The sequence below is a fragment of the Streptomyces zingiberis genome (genome assembly GCF_012034935.1).
Classification (GTDB): Bacteria; Actinomycetota; Actinomycetes; order Streptomycetales; family Streptomycetaceae; genus Streptomyces; species Streptomyces zingiberis.
Map to the genome: position 1 here is coordinate 122,629 of NZ_JAATEN010000014.1, position 16,436 is coordinate 139,064.

Below are 16,436 nucleotides of genomic sequence, written 5' to 3' on the forward strand. Positions count from 1 at the left end.
GGGCGGGCGCTCCGCGCGGTCATCGCCGTCGGCTGTTCCCGGCAGCTCCCGGCAGTTCCCGGCCGCCCCGGGGCCGCTCCCGGCGCGGAGGGGCGGACGGGAGGCCGGGACGCAGGGGTGGCGCGCGCCGGGGCGTGGAGCCGGAGGAGGCGCGACCCGGATGCCGGGGCGCGGTCCCGGCGCGCCATAGTGGAGGGGTGACTGAGGTACCCGAGCCGCGCAGCCGTCCCGACGCCGACCGCCCCGGTGCCGCGCCCGCGTCCGGGCGCGCCTCCGGCGCCCGCCGCACCCTGGCCGCGGCGCTGGCCTCCGGGGCCGCGGGCGCCGCCGTCGCCCTGATCGCCGGCGGGCAGACCTGGTCCCACGCCAGGACCGCCGCGGCGCAGGGCGCGCAGACCGTCTCCGTCGCCGGGCGGGACGTCACGGGCCTGCCCGCCGCCCTGGCCATCGTGGGCCTCGCCGCGCTCGTCGCCGTGTTCGCCGTCCGCCGCGCGGGCCGCACCGCCGTGGCCGCCCTGCTGACGCTGAGCGGCGCCGGCACGATCGCCGCCTCCCTCCTCGGCCGCTCCGCCACCGGGGCGCTGGAGTCCGAGGCGGCCCGCGTCACCGGACTGGTCGGCGCGGAGGTTACGGACGTCACCCCCACCGTCTGGCCCCTGGTCTCGGCCGCCGCCGGCCTGCTGATGCTCCTGGCCGGGGTGCTCGCGCTGCGCCACGGGCGCCGCTGGCCCGCGATGTCCGGCCGGTACGAGAACCCCGCCGGGGGCGGCGCCCGACGGCGGCCCGGGCGCGCCGCGCCGGACCCGGAGGCGCCGGAGGAACTGTGGCGGGCGCTGGACCGCGGCGAGGACCCGACCCGCGACCGCTGACGGGCCGCCGCCCGGATGCCGAGTGACGGGAGGCCGGGAAGACCGGGAAGTCCGGGAGGACCGGGAAGTCCGGGAGGCCGGACGGCGGCTCGCCGCTCACCGCCGGAACCCGGCCCACGGGGAGCGGCGCGGCGGCCCCGCCCCCGGCGCCCGCGGCGGCACCCCGGCGCCGTGCCGTCACGGCCCGTCGGGAAGAATGGACGGCGAGCGTTCACCGCGCCCCAGCCAGGCGCACACAGCAACGAGGAGAACTCATGGCGGGCCACGACCACGGACACACCCCAGCCGCCTGGACCGGCTCGATCATCGCCTTCATCGGTTTCTGCGTGGCCAGTGCGTTCACCGTGTTGGCCCAGCCCATCGGGTTCTGGGCCGGGGTCGTCGTCATCTTCCTGGGCGGCATCGTCGGCTGGGTGATGAAGAAGGCCGGGATGGGGCGGGACGAGACCCTGCCGCGCCAGCCGGGGGAGCGCCAGCCGCAGTCCTGACCCGGCGCCCGCGGCGACGGCCTCCGGGGTTCGGAGTCGGGGTTCGGGGCTCGTTCCCTGCCGTCTGCCGTCTGCCGTCTGCCGTCTGCCGTCTGCCGTCTGCCGTCTGCCGTCCGCTGCCGCTGCCGGTCCGGTGGGCCGTGGTGGCTCCCCGGGGGCCCGGAGGCGCCAGGGGGCCGGCTCACGCGGCCGGAGGGCCCGGGACGCCGGCGAGGCGCCGGGTACGGCCCCGGGCCGGTTCCACCGTCCGCACGGTGGAACCGGCCCGGGGCCGCGCCATGCCGCCGCCGGGGCCGGGACCCCGCGCGAGAGCGCGGCCCCCGTCCGGGCACGGACGGGCGCCACCGGCGGGACGTCCGGTCCGGGACGCGACTTCCTCCCCACGCGTCCGGCGGCCCACCGTCCCCCGTTCGGCCCGCCCGGCCGCCGTGAACTGCCCGTCCGTCCCGTTTCCCGTGCGGCCCGTCCGTCCCTCCTTGCCCGTGCGGCCGGGCCGCCTCCCCATCCGGGCGCTCGCCCGTCCCTTCCGCCGCCCGGCCGGAAAGGCCTTCCGCGGTGGGCGCAGGGGCCCGTTCCCGCTGGTCGTCGCGGTTCCCCGGGGGCGCGGTCACCGTCTTCGTGAACGGCTGGAATCTTTCGGTCGGCACGGGACGCGCGCCCCGGGAAGCGGAATCGGAACCACCGGATTTACACCTCGCTGTCCCCGGCTGTCCCCCGCTGTCCGCGGAGTGGGACCCCAGGGGCCCAGATGTGAAGGGCATGCGCCCGGCCGGATACCATCGCAGGGTCTGCAGTCGTGAGCTGGGCGGTGCCCGACGGGCGCCGCGCGCCCGCGAACTCTCCACCACCGTCCCGGAAGGGGGCCGCTCACGTGAGTGTGCTCGACGAGATCATCGAGGGGGTCCGTGCCGACCTCGCGGAGCGGCAGGCGCGTGTGAGTCTCGACGAGCTCAAGGAGCGCGCCGCGCGGGCGCCCCAGGCCAAGGACGGGGCCGCCGCCCTCCGCGGTGACAGCGTCAAGGTGATCTGCGAGGTCAAGCGCTCCAGCCCGTCCAAGGGCGCGCTCGCCGCGATCGCCGACCCCGCGGGGCTCGCCGCCGACTACGAGACCGGTGGCGCCTCCGTGATCAGCGTGCTCACCGAGGAGCGCAGGTTCGGCGGGTCGCTGGCCGATCTGGAGGCCGTACGCGCCCGTGTCGACATCCCCGTCCTGCGCAAGGACTTCATCGTCACCTCCTACCAGCTCTGGGAGGCCCGGGCGCACGGCGCCGACCTCGCGCTGCTGATCGTGGCCGCGCTCGACCAGGCTGCCCTGGAATCGCTGGTGGAGCGCGCGGAGTCGATCGGGCTGACCCCTCTCGTCGAGGTCCACGACGAGGAGGAGGTGGAGCGGGCCGTTGCGGCCGGGGCCCGGGTCATCGGCGTCAACGCCCGCAACCTCAAGACCCTGGAGGTGGACCGGGGTAACTTCGGCCGGATCGCCCCCGGCATCCCGGACCACGTCGTGAAGATCGCGGAGTCCGGTGTGCGCGGCCCGCACGACCTGATCGCGTACGCCAACGACGGCGCGGACGCCGTGCTCGTCGGGGAGTCCCTGGTCACCGGGCGGGACCCCAAGACGGCGGTCGCGGACCTGGTGGCCGCCGGGGCCCATCCGGCGCTGCGCCACGGGCGCGGCTGAGGAGCCCCCGGTGACCCCCCGCTACGCACGGCTCGCCCGCGGCTGCCGGCCGCGGGGCTGCCGCGCGCCCGCGCGGCGGGTGCGGGGGCGCAGGGTGCGCTACCACATCGGCAGTGAGCCGGGGCAGATCAACGGCATGCGATGGCGCCCCGGCGGCGGGAGCGCGCGGGGCTGACCCGCGGCGCGTCGCCGCCGGGACGCCTCCGCGGCCCGTGGACCGCCCGCCGGTCCCGGCGCCCGCCGCCATGCCATCAGGAGCCCGGGAGGGCGCCGCACGGCCCGCCGGTCTCCGGCCCGGCCCGTCCCGCACCGCCGGTCCCGCACCGGTCCGTACCGGACCCGGGGCCGAGGGTGCGCAGGCGTCCCCGGCGCCGACGGGACCGGTGCGCCGGGACCGGGCGGGACCTTCCCGGGCGGTGACCCGGGAAGGACGGCGGGCCGGGGCCGAGGGCATGGCGCCGGGCGCGCGGCGGGCCGAGCGGGATCCGCGCCGCACCGGCACCGGAGCCGGACCGTACGGGCCCCGCGAGGGCGCCGGGCGGCGTGGGCGGAAGCGTCCGTGCCGCCGTGCGTGCCGTCGTGGGCGCCCGGTGGGCCGCGCGGGACGGTGCCGGACGGGAGCCGGTCCATGCCGGTCCATGGCGTGCCGGTTCGCGCCGCCGGTGAGCACGGCACGGTGCCGCGCCGTTCACCGGCCGGTGGGGCAGGTGCGCCGGCCCGGTGCCGGGTCCCGCCGGGACGGGGCTCGTCCCGCCGCTCCCTGCCGGCCCCTCCCGGGACGGCGTCCGCCCGCCCCCGCCCCCGTGTCCGCTCGCGGTTGCGCCGCTCCGTCGCTTCCCCGTCCCCGTGCTTCCAGGTTCTTCCGGGTTCTTCCAGGTTTTTCCGTTCCCCGGCCGTCCCCACGGCCGTGTCCGTCCCGGGGCCCACCGCCCCGTCATGAGGAGTACCGCACATGCCCTCCGAGTTCTTCATTCCCGACCCCGACGGCCAGGTGCCCACCGAACAGGGCTACTTCGGGGCGTTCGGCGGCAAGTTCATCCCCGAGGCGCTGGTCGCCGCGGTCGACGAGGTGGCCGCCGAGTACGCCAAGGCCAAGGCGGACCCGGCGTTCGCCGCCGAGCTGGACGAACTGCTGGTCAACTACACCGGCCGGCCCAGCGCCCTCACCGAGGTCCGCCGGTTCGCCGAACACGCCGGCGGCGCCCGGGTCTTCCTCAAGCGGGAGGACCTCAACCACACCGGCTCCCACAAGATCAACAATGTGCTGGGGCAGGCGCTCCTGACCCGGCGGATGGGGAAGACCCGCGTCATCGCCGAGACCGGCGCCGGGCAGCACGGGGTCGCGACCGCCACCGCGTGCGCCCTCTTCGGGCTCGAGTGCACCATCTACATGGGCGAGATCGACACGCGGCGGCAGGCGCTGAACGTGGCGCGGATGCGGATGCTCGGCGCCGAGGTCGTCGCCGTGAAGTCCGGCAGCCGCACCCTGAAGGACGCCATCAACGAGGCGTTCCGCGACTGGGTGGCCAACGTGGACCGCACGCACTACCTCTTCGGCACGGTGGCGGGGCCGCACCCCTTCCCCGCGCTGGTCCGCGACTTCCACCGGGTGATCGGCGTCGAGGCGCGCCGGCAGGTGCTGGAGCGCACCGGGCGGCTGCCGGACGCCGTCGCCGCCTGTGTGGGCGGCGGATCCAACGCCATCGGCCTGTTTCACGCGTTCCTCCCGGACACCTCCGTCCGGCTCGTCGGCTTCGAGCCCGCCGGGCACGGCGTGGCGACGGGCGAGCACGCGGCCACGCTCACCGAGGGCACCTCCGGCATCCTGCACGGCTCCCGCTCCTACGTGCTCCAGAACGAGGACGGGCAGATCACCGAGCCGTACTCGATCTCCGCCGGGCTGGACTACCCCGGCGTGGGCCCCGAGCACGCCTACCTCAAGGACACCGGCCGCGCCGAGTACCGGGCCGTCACGGACGAGGAGGCGATGCAGGCGCTGCGGCTGCTCTCCGAGACCGAGGGCATCATCCCGGCCATCGAGAGCGCCCACGCGCTCGCGGGGGCGCTCAACCTCGGCCGTGAGCTGGGGACCGACGGCCTGGTGCTGGTCAACCTCTCCGGGCGCGGCGACAAGGACATGGAGACCGCCGCCCGCTACTTCAAGCTGTACGACCCGAGTGACGAGATCGAGGCGGAGTGATGGCGGGCAACCTGGAACTGCTGGAGACCGTGCTGGCCAAGGCCGGGGCGGAGGGCCGGTCGGCGCTCGTCGGCTACCTGCCGGCCGGCTTCCCGACCGTCGAGGGCGGGGTGCGGGCCGCGACGGCGATGATCGAGGGCGGCTGCGACGTGGTGGAGATCGGGCTGCCGCACAGTGACCCCGTGCTGGACGGCCCGGTCATCCAGACCGCCGACGACATCGCGCTCCGTGGCGGGCTCCGGATCACGGACGTGATCCGCACCGTCGCCGAGGTGCACCGGGCGACCGGCGCGCCCATCCTGTGCATGACGTACTGGAACCCCGTCGACGCCTACGGCGTGGAGCGGTTCGCCGCCGATCTGGCCGAGGCCGGGGGAGCGGGATGCATCCTGCCCGACCTTCCGGTGGAGGAGTCGGCGCCCTGGCGGGCGGCCGCCGCGGAGCACGGGCTGGCCACCGTGTTCGTGGTCGCGCCGAGCAGCCGCGACGAGCGGCTGGCGACGATCACCGCGGCCGGTAGCGGCTTCGTCTACGCCGCCTCGCTGATGGGCGTCACCGGCACCCGGGAGTCGGTGGGCGCGCAGGCCCAGGACCTGGTGCGCCGCACCCGGGCCACCACCGGGCTGCCCGTCTGCGTCGGCCTCGGCGTCTCCGACGCCGGGCAGGCCGCCGAGGTCGCCGGGTTCGCGGACGGTGTGATCGTCGGCTCGGCGTTCGTCAAGCTGCTGCTGGACGCGCCGGACCTGGACACCGGGGTGGCCGAGGTCCGCTCCCTGGCGGGCGCGCTGGCCGGAGGGGTACGGCGCGACGGCTGACCTGTGGGCCGGCTGACCGGCTGACCGCCTGACCTGCGGGCCGGAGAGGGGCCGGCCCGCCCGGGGAGCCCCGCACGCCGGGGCGGGGCGTGGCGCGCGGGTGTCGCCCGCGCGCCACCGGGCAACGGCGGGGCGGGCCGGGCACGGGTGGCGGGCCGGCCGGTGGGCCGCGAGGTGCGGCGCGGTGGGCCGGTCCGGGCGCCCGGAGCGCATGGAGCTCTCGGCGGGTCGGCGTGGGTCGGCGTGAGCCGGTCCCGCGTGGGCCGGCATCCGGGAGTGCGCCCCGGCTCCCGGCTCCCGGCCCGCGCACCCGCGGGGCCGGAGCCCGCCCTTCCGGCCGCGCGGCCCTGTTCGGCGGGGAGCACGCCGGGGTACGTTCCGGGACGGCTGCACTACGCTGGCCGTCCCCCCACGCTCCCGTCCGGCCCGGGGCCGCGCGCCCCGGCCGGAAGCCGCCGCACCCGGACGCCGGAGACGTGAACCCATGATCCCTGAGCCGCCTGCCGCGCGCCGGACCGCCGGCCGACCCGCCTCCTCCCGGGCCCGCCCGCCGGTCGTCCTCGCCGGGCCGGGGGCCGGGGCCCCGGCGGGGAACGCCGGTTCCGTGCGGGCCCGGGCCGGGTCCCCGGCCCGGGCCCGGCCGGTACGCACCCCGGGCACACCCCGTCCGCGCCCGCCGCGGCCGCGCCGCGCGCCGGACGGACGGGGCACCGGCGCCCGGGGGAGCGTTCCGGCGGGCGCGGAGGCCGGGGCCACGGTGACGGTCCTGCGGCGGTCCGTGGCGCCCGGCCCGGCCCGGCTGTGGCCCGTGCCGGCGAGGCGCCCGGAGCCGGGCACCGCGCCGCCGGGAACCGCCGGCCGGGGCCGCTGGTGTGCCGGCGTCGCGGCCGGGGTGCTCTTCGTCCTGCTGCTGGTGGCGGTGGCGCTCAATCCGTCCGGGGCCGACCTCCGCCTCTCCGGTGCCGCCCCGGCGGTCCCCGGGGCGGCACCGGTGACACCCGCCGTCGCGGCGGCGCTCACCGACTGAGGCCGGGGGCGCGAACCGCGGAGGGTGTCCCCGCGGGCCGCGCCCGCTGCCTGCGCGCCGCCTGCGCGCCGCCCGGCGGCTGACCACCCGTCCGGCCCGCAGGCGCCGTGCCGCGCCCCGCCCCGCCCTCTCCCCCCCGGGCCCTGCTACCACCGTCCGTTACCCAGCCGTTGCCGGGTGGGCTGCCGTACCGACCGGCGGGCACGGTAGCGTCGGTGACGCCATGTTGCTCGCATACATTCCCAGCCCCTCGACCGGCGTGATCGAACTCGGCCCGGTCCCCCTGCGCGGCTACGCGTTCGCCATTCTCCTCGGCGTCTTCGTCGGCGTCTGGATCGGAGGCCGGCGCTGGGTCGCCCGCGGCGGCCTGCCCGGCACGGTGGCGGACATCGCCGTCTGGGCCGTGCCGTTCGGACTGGTCGGCGGCCGCCTCTACCACGTCTGCACCACCTACGAGCCGTACTTCGGCGAGAACGGCAACTGGGTCGACGCCTTCAAGATCTGGGAGGGCGGCCTCGGTATCTGGGGCGCCATCGCCCTCGGCGGGGTCGGCGCCTGGATCGGCGCCCGCCGGCGCGGTGTGCCGCTCCCGGCGTACGCGGACGCCATCGCGCCCGGTATCGCGATCGCCCAGGCCCTGGGCCGCTGGGGCAACTGGTTCAACCAGGAGCTCTACGGCAGGCCCACCGATCTGCCCTGGGCGCTCCACATCGACAAGGGAGGGGTGAACGGCTACTTCCACCCCACTTTCCTCTACGAGTCGCTGTGGTGCGTGGCCGTCGCGCTCCTCGTCATCTGGGCGGACCGCCGTTTCACCCTCGGTCACGGGCGGGCCTTCGCGCTCTACGTCGCCGCCTACACCGTGGGCCGCGGCTGGATCGAGTACCTCCGGATCGACGAGGCGCACCACATCCTGGGCCTGCGCCTCAACGTGTGGACCTCGGTGATCGTCTTCCTCGGGGCGGTCGCCTACATGATCGTCTCCTCCCGGCTGCGGCCCGGGCGGGAGGCCGTGGTGGAACCGGCTGCCGAGCAGGCACGGGCGGCTGAGGCCGCCGAAACCGCCGAAACTGCCGAGAACGCCGAAACTGCCGAGAACGCCGAGAACGCCGAGACCGCCGAGAACGCGGACGCCGCTGAGGCCGCCGGCACCACGGAGGCCGGTGGGAGCGACGGGAAGCCGGAGGCCCCGGCCGCCGCGCGGGACGCCGGACGCGCCGGGAGCACCGCGGAAGCCGGGGACACGGAGTCCGCCGGCGCCGCCGGGGCCGCCACGGAGGACACTCCGGAGGCGGCGGACGGTGCGGCCGGCGGTGCGGAGCCCGGAACGCCGGGCTCCGGCGGCGCGGCCGGTTCCGGCGCGAGCGCCCCGAAGAAGGTCTGAGTCCCACCGGGGCCCGGCACGACGCCGGGCTCCGCCCCCCACGGGCCGGTGAACGCGGAGCACCCCGTTCACCGGCCCGTGCGCGTCGCCACCGGCGCGCCCGCCCCTGCGCGTGGCCGCCTCCCCGGGCGGTGGTGGTGGGGGACGCCCTCGACCCGGCGCGGTCCCGGGGACCTGCCCTTCGTCGAACGCGCAGGTCAGCGAGGTAAGTTCGGCCTTCCTTGCTGGCGCGCCCGGTGCGTCCCCGCGTACCGTCGGGGCCCGGGAAGCCACCGGGCCGCCCGCGGAAGGGAGCGCCACCCATGGCCAGCAGCAACGCCGCCGGGAACCGCACCGACGCGACCGGGCGCGCCGGCGGCCCGCCCGGCGGGGGACCCGCCGCCGAACCCGCCGTGGCCGTCACCGACGGCGCCGGCCGGCCTTACGCCGACACCCCGCCGGGGCCCACCACCCAGGACCACCCCGCTCTCCCGGCTTCCCCGGCCTCCCCGGCCTCCGGCGGGACGGCGCAGGACGCACACCGTCCGCACGAGGCCCACCGGGACAACCACACGCACCGCGACGTCAACGGCGGCTGGCTGCGCCCGGCCGTGTTCGGCGCGATGGACGGCCTGGTCTCGAACCTGGCGCTGATCACCGGCGTCGCGGGCGGCGACGTGGCCACCCGGACCATCGTGATCACCGGTCTGGCGGGGCTCGCCGCCGGCGCCTTCTCGATGGCCGCGGGGGAGTACACGTCGGTCGCCTCGCAGCGCGAGCTGGTCCTGGCCGAGCTGGAGGTCGAGCGGGACGAGATCCGGCGGAACCCGCGGGAAGAACAGGAGGAGCTCGCCGCGTTGTACGTGTCGCGCGGGGTGGAGCCGGAGCTGGCCCGCGAGGTCGCCCGGCAGCTCTCCCGCGATCCCGACCAGGCCCTGGAGATCCACGTCCGCGAGGAGCTGGGGGTGGACCCGGCGGAGCTGCCCTCGCCGGCCGTGGCGGCGGTCTCCTCCTTCGGGGCCTTCGCGGTGGGCGCCGTGCTGCCCGTGCTGCCGTTCCTGCTGGGGGCGGAGCGGCTGTGGCCGGCGGTGCTGACCGCGCTGGCGGGGCTGTTCCTCTGCGGCGCGGTGGTGGCGAAGGTCACGGCCCGGTCGTGGTGGTACAGCGGACTGCGCCAGCTGCTGCTGGGCGGCGCCGCCGCGGCCCTCACCTACGGTCTGGGCTCCGTCCTGGGAACCGCCGTAGGCTAGTGCCGGGGACGGCGGACCGCTGATCCCCGCGGGTGGTCCCGCGATGCCGGTACCGCCGGGTCGCGCGAGCGGCGCGGCCGGCTGCGGCGCCCGGGGGCCGGGTGCGCCGGGTGCCGCAGCCGGCCGGTGACGGCCGGTGAGGGTCCCCGGTGGCGGGTCCGGCCACCGCCCGTGACCGGTGTTACCTGCTGGTTTCGATCCGCTCGCGGCTGGGCATGAGCGGAAGGCGCTTCTGGGCAGTGTCGCCCTCCAGGCGCCGGCCGGGTGCGGGCCGATCCGGCCGTACCGCCTCTCGCGTCACCGCGCTGAGCTGCCGCTGAGCCGATGACGTCCGCATGGTGGAACGACCCTCCCGTCATCCGGGACCGCGTTCATCATGTAACCTGCACGAAATTCTGACCGCAGAGGGCCAGCGTCGTCCCTCGGCACTGACACTGCCACGACGACGACGGGAGAGCCGATGCGCACGCCGCGCCCGCTGTCCGAGCACCCCGCGCCCACCGGCGACGGGGCTGCCACCGCCTGGTCGCCCCTGGCCGGGCGCCCCGAGCGGCAGGGGATGTACGACCCCCGCGACGAGCACGACGCCTGTGGCGTGGGTTTCGTCGCCACCCTCACCGGTGAGGCGAGCCACGAGCTGGTCGAGCGGGCCCTGACGGTCCTGCGCAACCTGGAGCACCGCGGGGCCACCGGCTCCGAGCCCGACTCGGGCGACGGCGCCGGGATACTGCTCCAGGTCCCGGACGCCTTCTTCCGCGAGAAGGTCTCCTTCACGCTCCCCGAGGCCGGCGCCTACGCCGTCGGCATCGCCTTCCTGCCCGCCGGGGACTCCGAGGCCGCCGCCCGGGTCGAGGCCATCGCCGCCGACGAGGGCCTCACCGTCCTCGGCCGCCGTGAGGTGCCCGTCGCCCCCGAGATGCTCGGCAGCGGAGCGCGGGCCTGCATGCCGGACTTCGTCCAGTTCTTCGTGGCCGACGCCGCCGGCCTCCCCGGGGCCGGGGCCACCGGGCTCGCCCTGGACCGCAAGGCGTTCCTGCTGCGCAAGCGGTGCGAGCGCGAGGCCGGGGTCTACTTCCCCTCGCTCTCCGCGCGGACCGTCGTCTACAAGGGCATGCTCACCACCGGGCAGCTCGAGCCGTTCTTCCCGGACCTCTCCGACCGCTCCTTCGCCACGGCGATCGCGCTGGTCCACTCCCGGTTCTCCACCAACACCTTCCCGAGCTGGCCGCTCGCCCACCCCTACCGCTTCGTCGCGCACAACGGTGAGATCAACACCGTGCAGGGCAACCGCAACTGGATGCGGGCCCGCGAGTCGCAGCTCGCCAGCGACCTGTTCGGGGAGAAGGCGGCCGAGCGGGTCTTCCCCGTGTGCACCCCCGGCGCCTCCGACTCCGCGACCTTCGACGAGGTGCTGGAGCTGCTCCACCTCGGCGGCCGGTCGCTGCCGCACAGCGTGCTGATGATGATCCCCGAGGCCTGGGAGAACCACGCCTCGATGGACCCCGCCCGCCGCGCCTTCTACCGGTACCACTCCACGATGATGGAGCCCTGGGACGGCCCGGCCTGCGTCACCTTCACCGACGGCACCCAGGTCGGCGCCGTTCTCGACCGCAACGGACTGCGCCCGGGCCGCTACTGGGTCACCGACGACGGCCTGGTCGTGCTCTCCTCCGAGGTCGGCGTCCTCGACATCGACCCCGGCAAGGTCGTCCGCAAGGGCCGCCTCCAGCCCGGCCGGATGTTCCTGGTGGACACCGCCGAGCACCGGATCATCGAGGACGACGAGATCAAGGCGCAGCTCGCCGAGGAGCAGCCCTACCAGGAGTGGCTGGAGGCCGGCCTGATCGACCTGGCCGACCTGCCCGAACGCGAGCACGTGGTGCACACCCACGCCTCCGTCACCCGCCGCCAGCAGACCTTCGGCTACACCGAGGAGGAGCTGCGCGTCCTGCTCGCGCCGATGGCCCGGGCCGGCGCCGAGCCCATCGGCTCCATGGGCACCGACTCGCCCATCGCCGCGCTCTCCGACCGGCCCCGGCTGGTCTTCGACTACTTCACCCAGCTCTTCGCGCAGGTCACCAACCCGCCGCTGGACGCCATCCGGGAGGAGCTGGTCACCTCCCTGGGCTCCTCCCTCGGGGCGCAGGGCAACCTGCTGGAGCCCACCGCGGCCTCCTGCCGCAGCGTCACCCTGCCCTTCCCGGTGATCGACAACGACGAGCTGGCCAAGCTCGTCCACATCAACGCCGACGGTGACCTGCCCGGCTTCCAGTCCGTCACCCTCTCCGGTCTCTACCGGGTGAGCGGCGGCGGTGAGGCGCTGGCCGCGCGGATCGACGAGATCTGCGCCGAGGCGGAGTCGGCCATCGAGGACGGCGCCCGGCTGATCGTCCTCTCCGACCGCCACTCCGACGCCGAGCACGCGCCGATCCCGTCGCTGCTGCTCACCTCCGCCGTCCACCACCACCTCATCCGCACCCGGCAGCGCACCCAGGCGGGGCTGCTCATCGAGGCCGGCGACGTCCGCGAGGTGCACCACGTCGCGCTGCTCATCGGCTACGGAGCGGCGGCCGTCAACCCGTACCTGGCGATGGAGTCCGTCGAGGACCTGGTCCGCTCGGGCACCTTCCTGCCCGGCGTCGAGGCGTCCACGGCCATCCGGAACCTGATCAAGGCGCTCGGCAAGGGCGTCCTCAAGGTCATGTCCAAGATGGGCATCTCCACCGTCGCCTCCTACCGGGGCGCGCAGGTCTTCGAGGCCGTCGGCCTGGACGAGGCGTTCGCCGAGAAGTACTTCCACGGCACCACCACCAAGATCGGCGGCGTCGGTCTGGACGTGATCGCCAAGGAGGTGGCCGCCCGCCACGCCAAGGCCTACCCGGCCTCCGGCATCGCGCCCGCGCACCGTGCCCTGGAGATCGGCGGCGAGTACCAGTGGCGCCGCGAGGGCGAGCCGCACCTGTTCGACCCGGACACGGTCTTCCGCCTCCAGCACTCCACACGCACCCGCCGCTACGACATCTTCAAGGAGTACACCCGGCGCGTCGACGAGCAGTCCGAGCGGCTGATGACGCTCCGCGGCCTGTTCGGCTTCGACTCCGGCCGGCCGCCGGTCCCCCTGGAGGAGGTCGAGCCCGCCTCGGAGATCGTCAAGCGGTTCTCCACCGGCGCCATGTCCTACGGCTCCATCTCGCAGGAGGCGCACGAGACCCTCGCCATCGCCATGAACCGGCTCGGCGGGAAGTCCAACACCGGCGAGGGCGGCGAGGACCCGGAGCGGCTCCACGACCCCGCCCGCCGCTCGGCGATCAAGCAGGTCGCCTCCGGCCGCTTCGGCGTGACCAGCGAGTACCTCGTCAACGCCGACGACATCCAGATCAAGATGGCGCAGGGCGCCAAGCCCGGCGAGGGCGGCCAGCTCCCCGGCCCCAAGGTCTACCCGTGGGTGGCGAGGACCCGGCACTCCACGCCGGGCGTGGGCCTGATCTCCCCGCCGCCGCACCACGACATCTACTCGATCGAGGACCTCGCCCAGCTCATCCACGACCTGAAGAACGCCAACCCCAGGGCGCGGATCCACGTCAAGCTGGTCTCCGAGGTCGGCGTCGGCACCGTCGCCGCGGGTGTCTCCAAGGCGCACGCCGACGTGGTGCTGATCTCCGGCCACGACGGCGGCACCGGCGCCTCGCCGCTCACCTCCCTCAAGCACGCGGGCGGCCCCTGGGAGCTGGGCCTGGCCGAGACCCAGCAGACGCTGCTGCTCAACGGGTTGCGCGACCGGATCGTCGTGCAGACCGACGGCCAGCTCAAGACCGGCCGCGACGTGGTGATCGCCGCCCTCCTCGGCGCCGAGGAGTTCGGCTTCGCCACCGCGCCGCTGGTGGTCTCCGGCTGCGTCATGATGCGCGTCTGCCACCTGGACACCTGCCCGGTCGGCATCGCCACCCAGAACCCGGTGCTGCGCGAGCGGTACACCGGCCAGGCCGACCACGTCGTCAACTTCTTCGAGTTCATCGCCGAGGAGGTCCGCGAACTCCTCGCCGAACTCGGCTTCCGCACCCTCCAGGAGGCCGTCGGCCACGCCGAGCTGCTGGACACCGGACGGGCCGTCGAGCACTGGAAGGCCCAGGGCCTGGACCTGGCGCCGCTGCTGCACGTCCCCGAGCTGCCGCCGGGCGCGGTGCGCCACCAGGCGGCCGCGCAGGACCACGGGCTGGGCAAGGCGCTCGACAACGAGCTGATCAAGCTCGCGGCCGACGCGCTGGGCGCGGAGCGGCCGGAGGACGCCCGGCCGGTCCGGGCGCAGCTCGCGATCCGCAACATCAACCGCACCGTGGGCACCATGCTCGGCCACGAGGTGACCCGCCGCTTCGGCGGCGCCGGCCTCCCCGACGACACCGTGGACATCACCTTCACCGGCTCCGCGGGCCAGTCCTTCGGCGCCTTCCTGCCGCGCGGTGTCACCCTGCGGCTGGAGGGCGACGCCAACGACTACGTCGGCAAGGGCCTCTCCGGCGGGCGGGTCGTCGTCCGCCCGGACCGGGGCGCCGACCACCTCGCCGAGTTCTCCACCATCGCCGGCAACACCATCGCCTACGGCGCGACCGGCGGTGAGATCTTCCTCCGCGGCCGGGTCGGGGAACGCTTCTGCGTCCGCAACTCCGGCGCCACGGTGGTCTCGGAGGGCGTCGGCGACCACGGCTGCGAGTACATGACCGGTGGCCGGGCCGTGGTGCTCGGCCCGACCGGGCGGAACTTCGCGGCCGGCATGTCCGGCGGTGTCGCCTACGTCATCGACCTCGACCCCGACGACGTCAACCCGGAGCTGGTGCCCGCCGTCGAGGAACTCGACGCCGACGACACGCGGTGGCTGCACGACGCCGTGCGGCGCCACCGGGACGAGACCGGATCGACCGTCGCGCAGGCACTGCTCGACGACTGGGGAACCGCCCTGCGCCGCTTCACCAAGGTGTTCCCCGCCACCTACAAGGCCGTGCTCGCCGCCAAGGACGCCGCCGAGCGAGCGGGACTCACCGAGTCCGAGACCCACGAGAAGATGATGGAGGCGGCGACCCATGGCTGACCCCAAGGGCTTTCTCACCACGGACCGCGAAGTGGCGCCGACCCGCCCCGTCGGCGAGCGCGTCAAGGACTGGAACGAGGTCTACGTCCCCGGCGCCCTGCTGCCGATCATCTCCAAGCAGGCCGGCCGGTGCATGGACTGCGGCATCCCGTTCTGTCACACCGGCTGTCCGCTGGGGAACCTCATCCCCGAGTGGAACGACTACGCCTACCGGGAGGACTGGACGGCGGCCGGTGAGCGGCTGCACGCCACCAACAACTTCCCCGAGTTCACCGGGCGGCTCTGCCCCGCCCCGTGCGAGTCGGCGTGCGTGCTCGGCATCAGCCAGCCGGCGGTGACCATCAAGAACGTCGAGGTCTCCATCATCGACAAGGCCTGGGAGCGGGGTGACGTCACCCCGCAGCCGCCCGAGCGGCTGTCCGGGAAGACCGTCGCCGTGATCGGCTCCGGCCCCGCGGGCCTGGCCGCCGCCCAGCAGCTCACCCGGGCCGGCCACACCGTCGCGGTGTACGAGCGGGCCGACCGCATCGGCGGCCTGCTGCGCTACGGCATCCCCGAGTTCAAGATGGAGAAGCGCCACATCAACCGCCGCATCGAGCAGATGCGAGCGGAGGGCACCAAGTTCCGCACCGAGACGGAGATCGGCCGGGACATCGACGCCGCCAAGCTGCGCAAGCGGCACGACGCGGTGGTGATCGCCGTCGGCGCCACCACCGCCCGCGATCTGCCCGTGCCCGGGCGGGAACTGAACGGCGTCCACCAGGCGATGGAGTACCTGCCGCTCGCCAACAAGGTGCAGGAGGGCGACCTCACCGTCGCCCCGATCTCCGCGGAGGGCAAGCACGTCGTCGTCATCGGCGGCGGCGACACCGGCGCGGACTGCGTCGGCACCGCCCACCGGCAGGGCGCGCTCTCCGTCACCCAGCTGGAGATCATGCCGCGGCCGGGCGAGGAGCGCGCGCCGCACCAGCCCTGGCCGACGTTCCCGATGCTCTACAAGGTCACCTCCGCGCACGAGGAGGGCGGGGAACGGATCTACTCCGTCTCCACCACCCACTTCGAGGGCGACGAGGACGGCAACGTCCAGGCGCTGCACCTGATCGAGGTCGAGTTCAAGGACGGCAAGCTCGAGCAGAAGGCCGGCACCGAGCGGCGCATCCCCGCCCAGCTCGTCACCCTCGCCATGGGCTTCACCGGCACCGACCGGGAGAACGGCCTGGTCGAGCAGTTCGGCCTGGAGCTCGACGAGCGCGGCAACATCGCCCGCGACGAGGAGTACGCCACCAACGTGGACGGGGTCTTCGTCGCCGGTGACGCCGGGCGCGGCCAGTCGCTCATCGTCTGGGCCATCGCCGAGGGCCGCTCCGCGGCGCGCGGTGTGGACCGCTACCTCACCGGGCGCAGCGCGCTGCCCGCGCCGGTCCGGCCGACGGACCGGGCGATGGCGGTCTGATCCGGCGGCCCGTGGGCACGTAAGGCGCGGCGCCCGTTCCTCCCCCGGAGGGGAGGGGCGGGCGCCGCGGTGTGTGCGGGTGCCGCCGGTGGCGCGCCCCGCCCCGGGGGGTCGGTGCCGCCGCCGGGAATTACGGCGCGAACGGGCCGGTGGGCGCGGTGGGGAACGGGCCGGTGGGCGCGGTGCCCCGGGCGTCACCCGGGCGGA

General features: G+C 75.5%; 11 protein-coding genes. All 11 read left to right on the forward strand.

What is annotated here, in order from left to right; all coding sequences use genetic code 11:
• Nucleotides 1-197 precede the first annotated feature (197 nt).
• Entirely contained in the window at nt 198-869 is a 672-nt protein-coding gene (locus HCK00_RS18350; protein WP_168103073.1) for a TIGR02234 family membrane protein, read from the forward strand.
• Between the two features lie 254 nt (nt 870-1,123).
• Nucleotides 1,124-1,357 carry an HGxxPAAW family protein gene (locus HCK00_RS18355; protein WP_168103074.1) on the forward strand — a complete coding sequence of 78 codons (234 nt, stop codon included), beginning with the start codon at nt 1,124-1,126 and terminating at the stop codon, nt 1,355-1,357.
• A gap of 871 nt (nt 1,358-2,228) precedes the next feature.
• Nucleotides 2,229-3,038, forward strand: coding sequence for an indole-3-glycerol phosphate synthase TrpC (gene trpC, locus HCK00_RS18360; RefSeq protein ID WP_168103075.1), 810 nt, complete (start codon nt 2,229-2,231; stop codon nt 3,036-3,038).
• Nucleotides 3,010-3,213, forward strand: a complete 204-nt coding sequence (gene trpM, locus HCK00_RS18365) for a tryptophan biosynthesis modulator TrpM (RefSeq protein ID WP_168103110.1) — start codon at nt 3,010-3,012, stop codon at nt 3,211-3,213. The genes trpC and trpM overlap by 29 nt, the downstream gene beginning before the upstream one ends.
• 777 nt (nt 3,214-3,990) lie before the next feature.
• Nucleotides 3,991-5,238 (forward strand): tryptophan synthase subunit beta, encoded by a 1,248-nt coding sequence (gene trpB, locus HCK00_RS18370; RefSeq protein ID WP_168103076.1) that lies wholly within the window; start codon nt 3,991-3,993, stop codon nt 5,236-5,238.
• Nucleotides 5,238-6,053: a tryptophan synthase subunit alpha gene (gene trpA / locus HCK00_RS18375; RefSeq protein ID WP_168103077.1), complete on the forward strand. Its 816-nt coding sequence runs from the start codon at nt 5,238-5,240 to the stop codon at nt 6,051-6,053. Before trpB ends, trpA begins: the two co-directional genes overlap by 1 nt.
• An 808-nt stretch (nt 6,054-6,861) precedes the next feature.
• The gene (locus HCK00_RS18380; protein ID WP_168103078.1) at nt 6,862-7,080 is read left to right on the forward strand and encodes a hypothetical protein; all 219 of its coding nucleotides are present in this window, start codon (nt 6,862-6,864) and stop codon (nt 7,078-7,080) included.
• Nucleotides 7,081-7,303: 223 nt separating this feature from the next.
• Nucleotides 7,304-8,464, forward strand: coding sequence for a prolipoprotein diacylglyceryl transferase (gene lgt / locus HCK00_RS18385; RefSeq protein ID WP_168103079.1), 1,161 nt, complete (start codon nt 7,304-7,306; stop codon nt 8,462-8,464).
• Nucleotides 8,465-8,856: 392 nt separating this feature from the next.
• A complete protein-coding gene (locus tag HCK00_RS18390) occupies nt 8,857-9,693 on the forward strand; it encodes a VIT1/CCC1 transporter family protein (RefSeq protein ID WP_168103111.1) in 837 nt (278 codons plus the stop codon).
• 460 nt (nt 9,694-10,153) lie between these two features.
• Complete coding sequence (gene gltB, locus HCK00_RS18395) at nt 10,154-14,776, forward strand: glutamate synthase large subunit (RefSeq protein ID WP_168103080.1); 4,623 nt, start codon at nt 10,154-10,156, stop codon at nt 14,774-14,776.
• The gene (locus tag HCK00_RS18400) at nt 14,769-16,229 is read left to right on the forward strand and encodes a glutamate synthase subunit beta (RefSeq protein WP_168103081.1); all 1,461 of its coding nucleotides are present in this window, start codon (nt 14,769-14,771) and stop codon (nt 16,227-16,229) included. The genes gltB and HCK00_RS18400 overlap by 8 nt, the downstream gene beginning before the upstream one ends.
• Nucleotides 16,230-16,436: the final 207 nt, after the last annotated feature.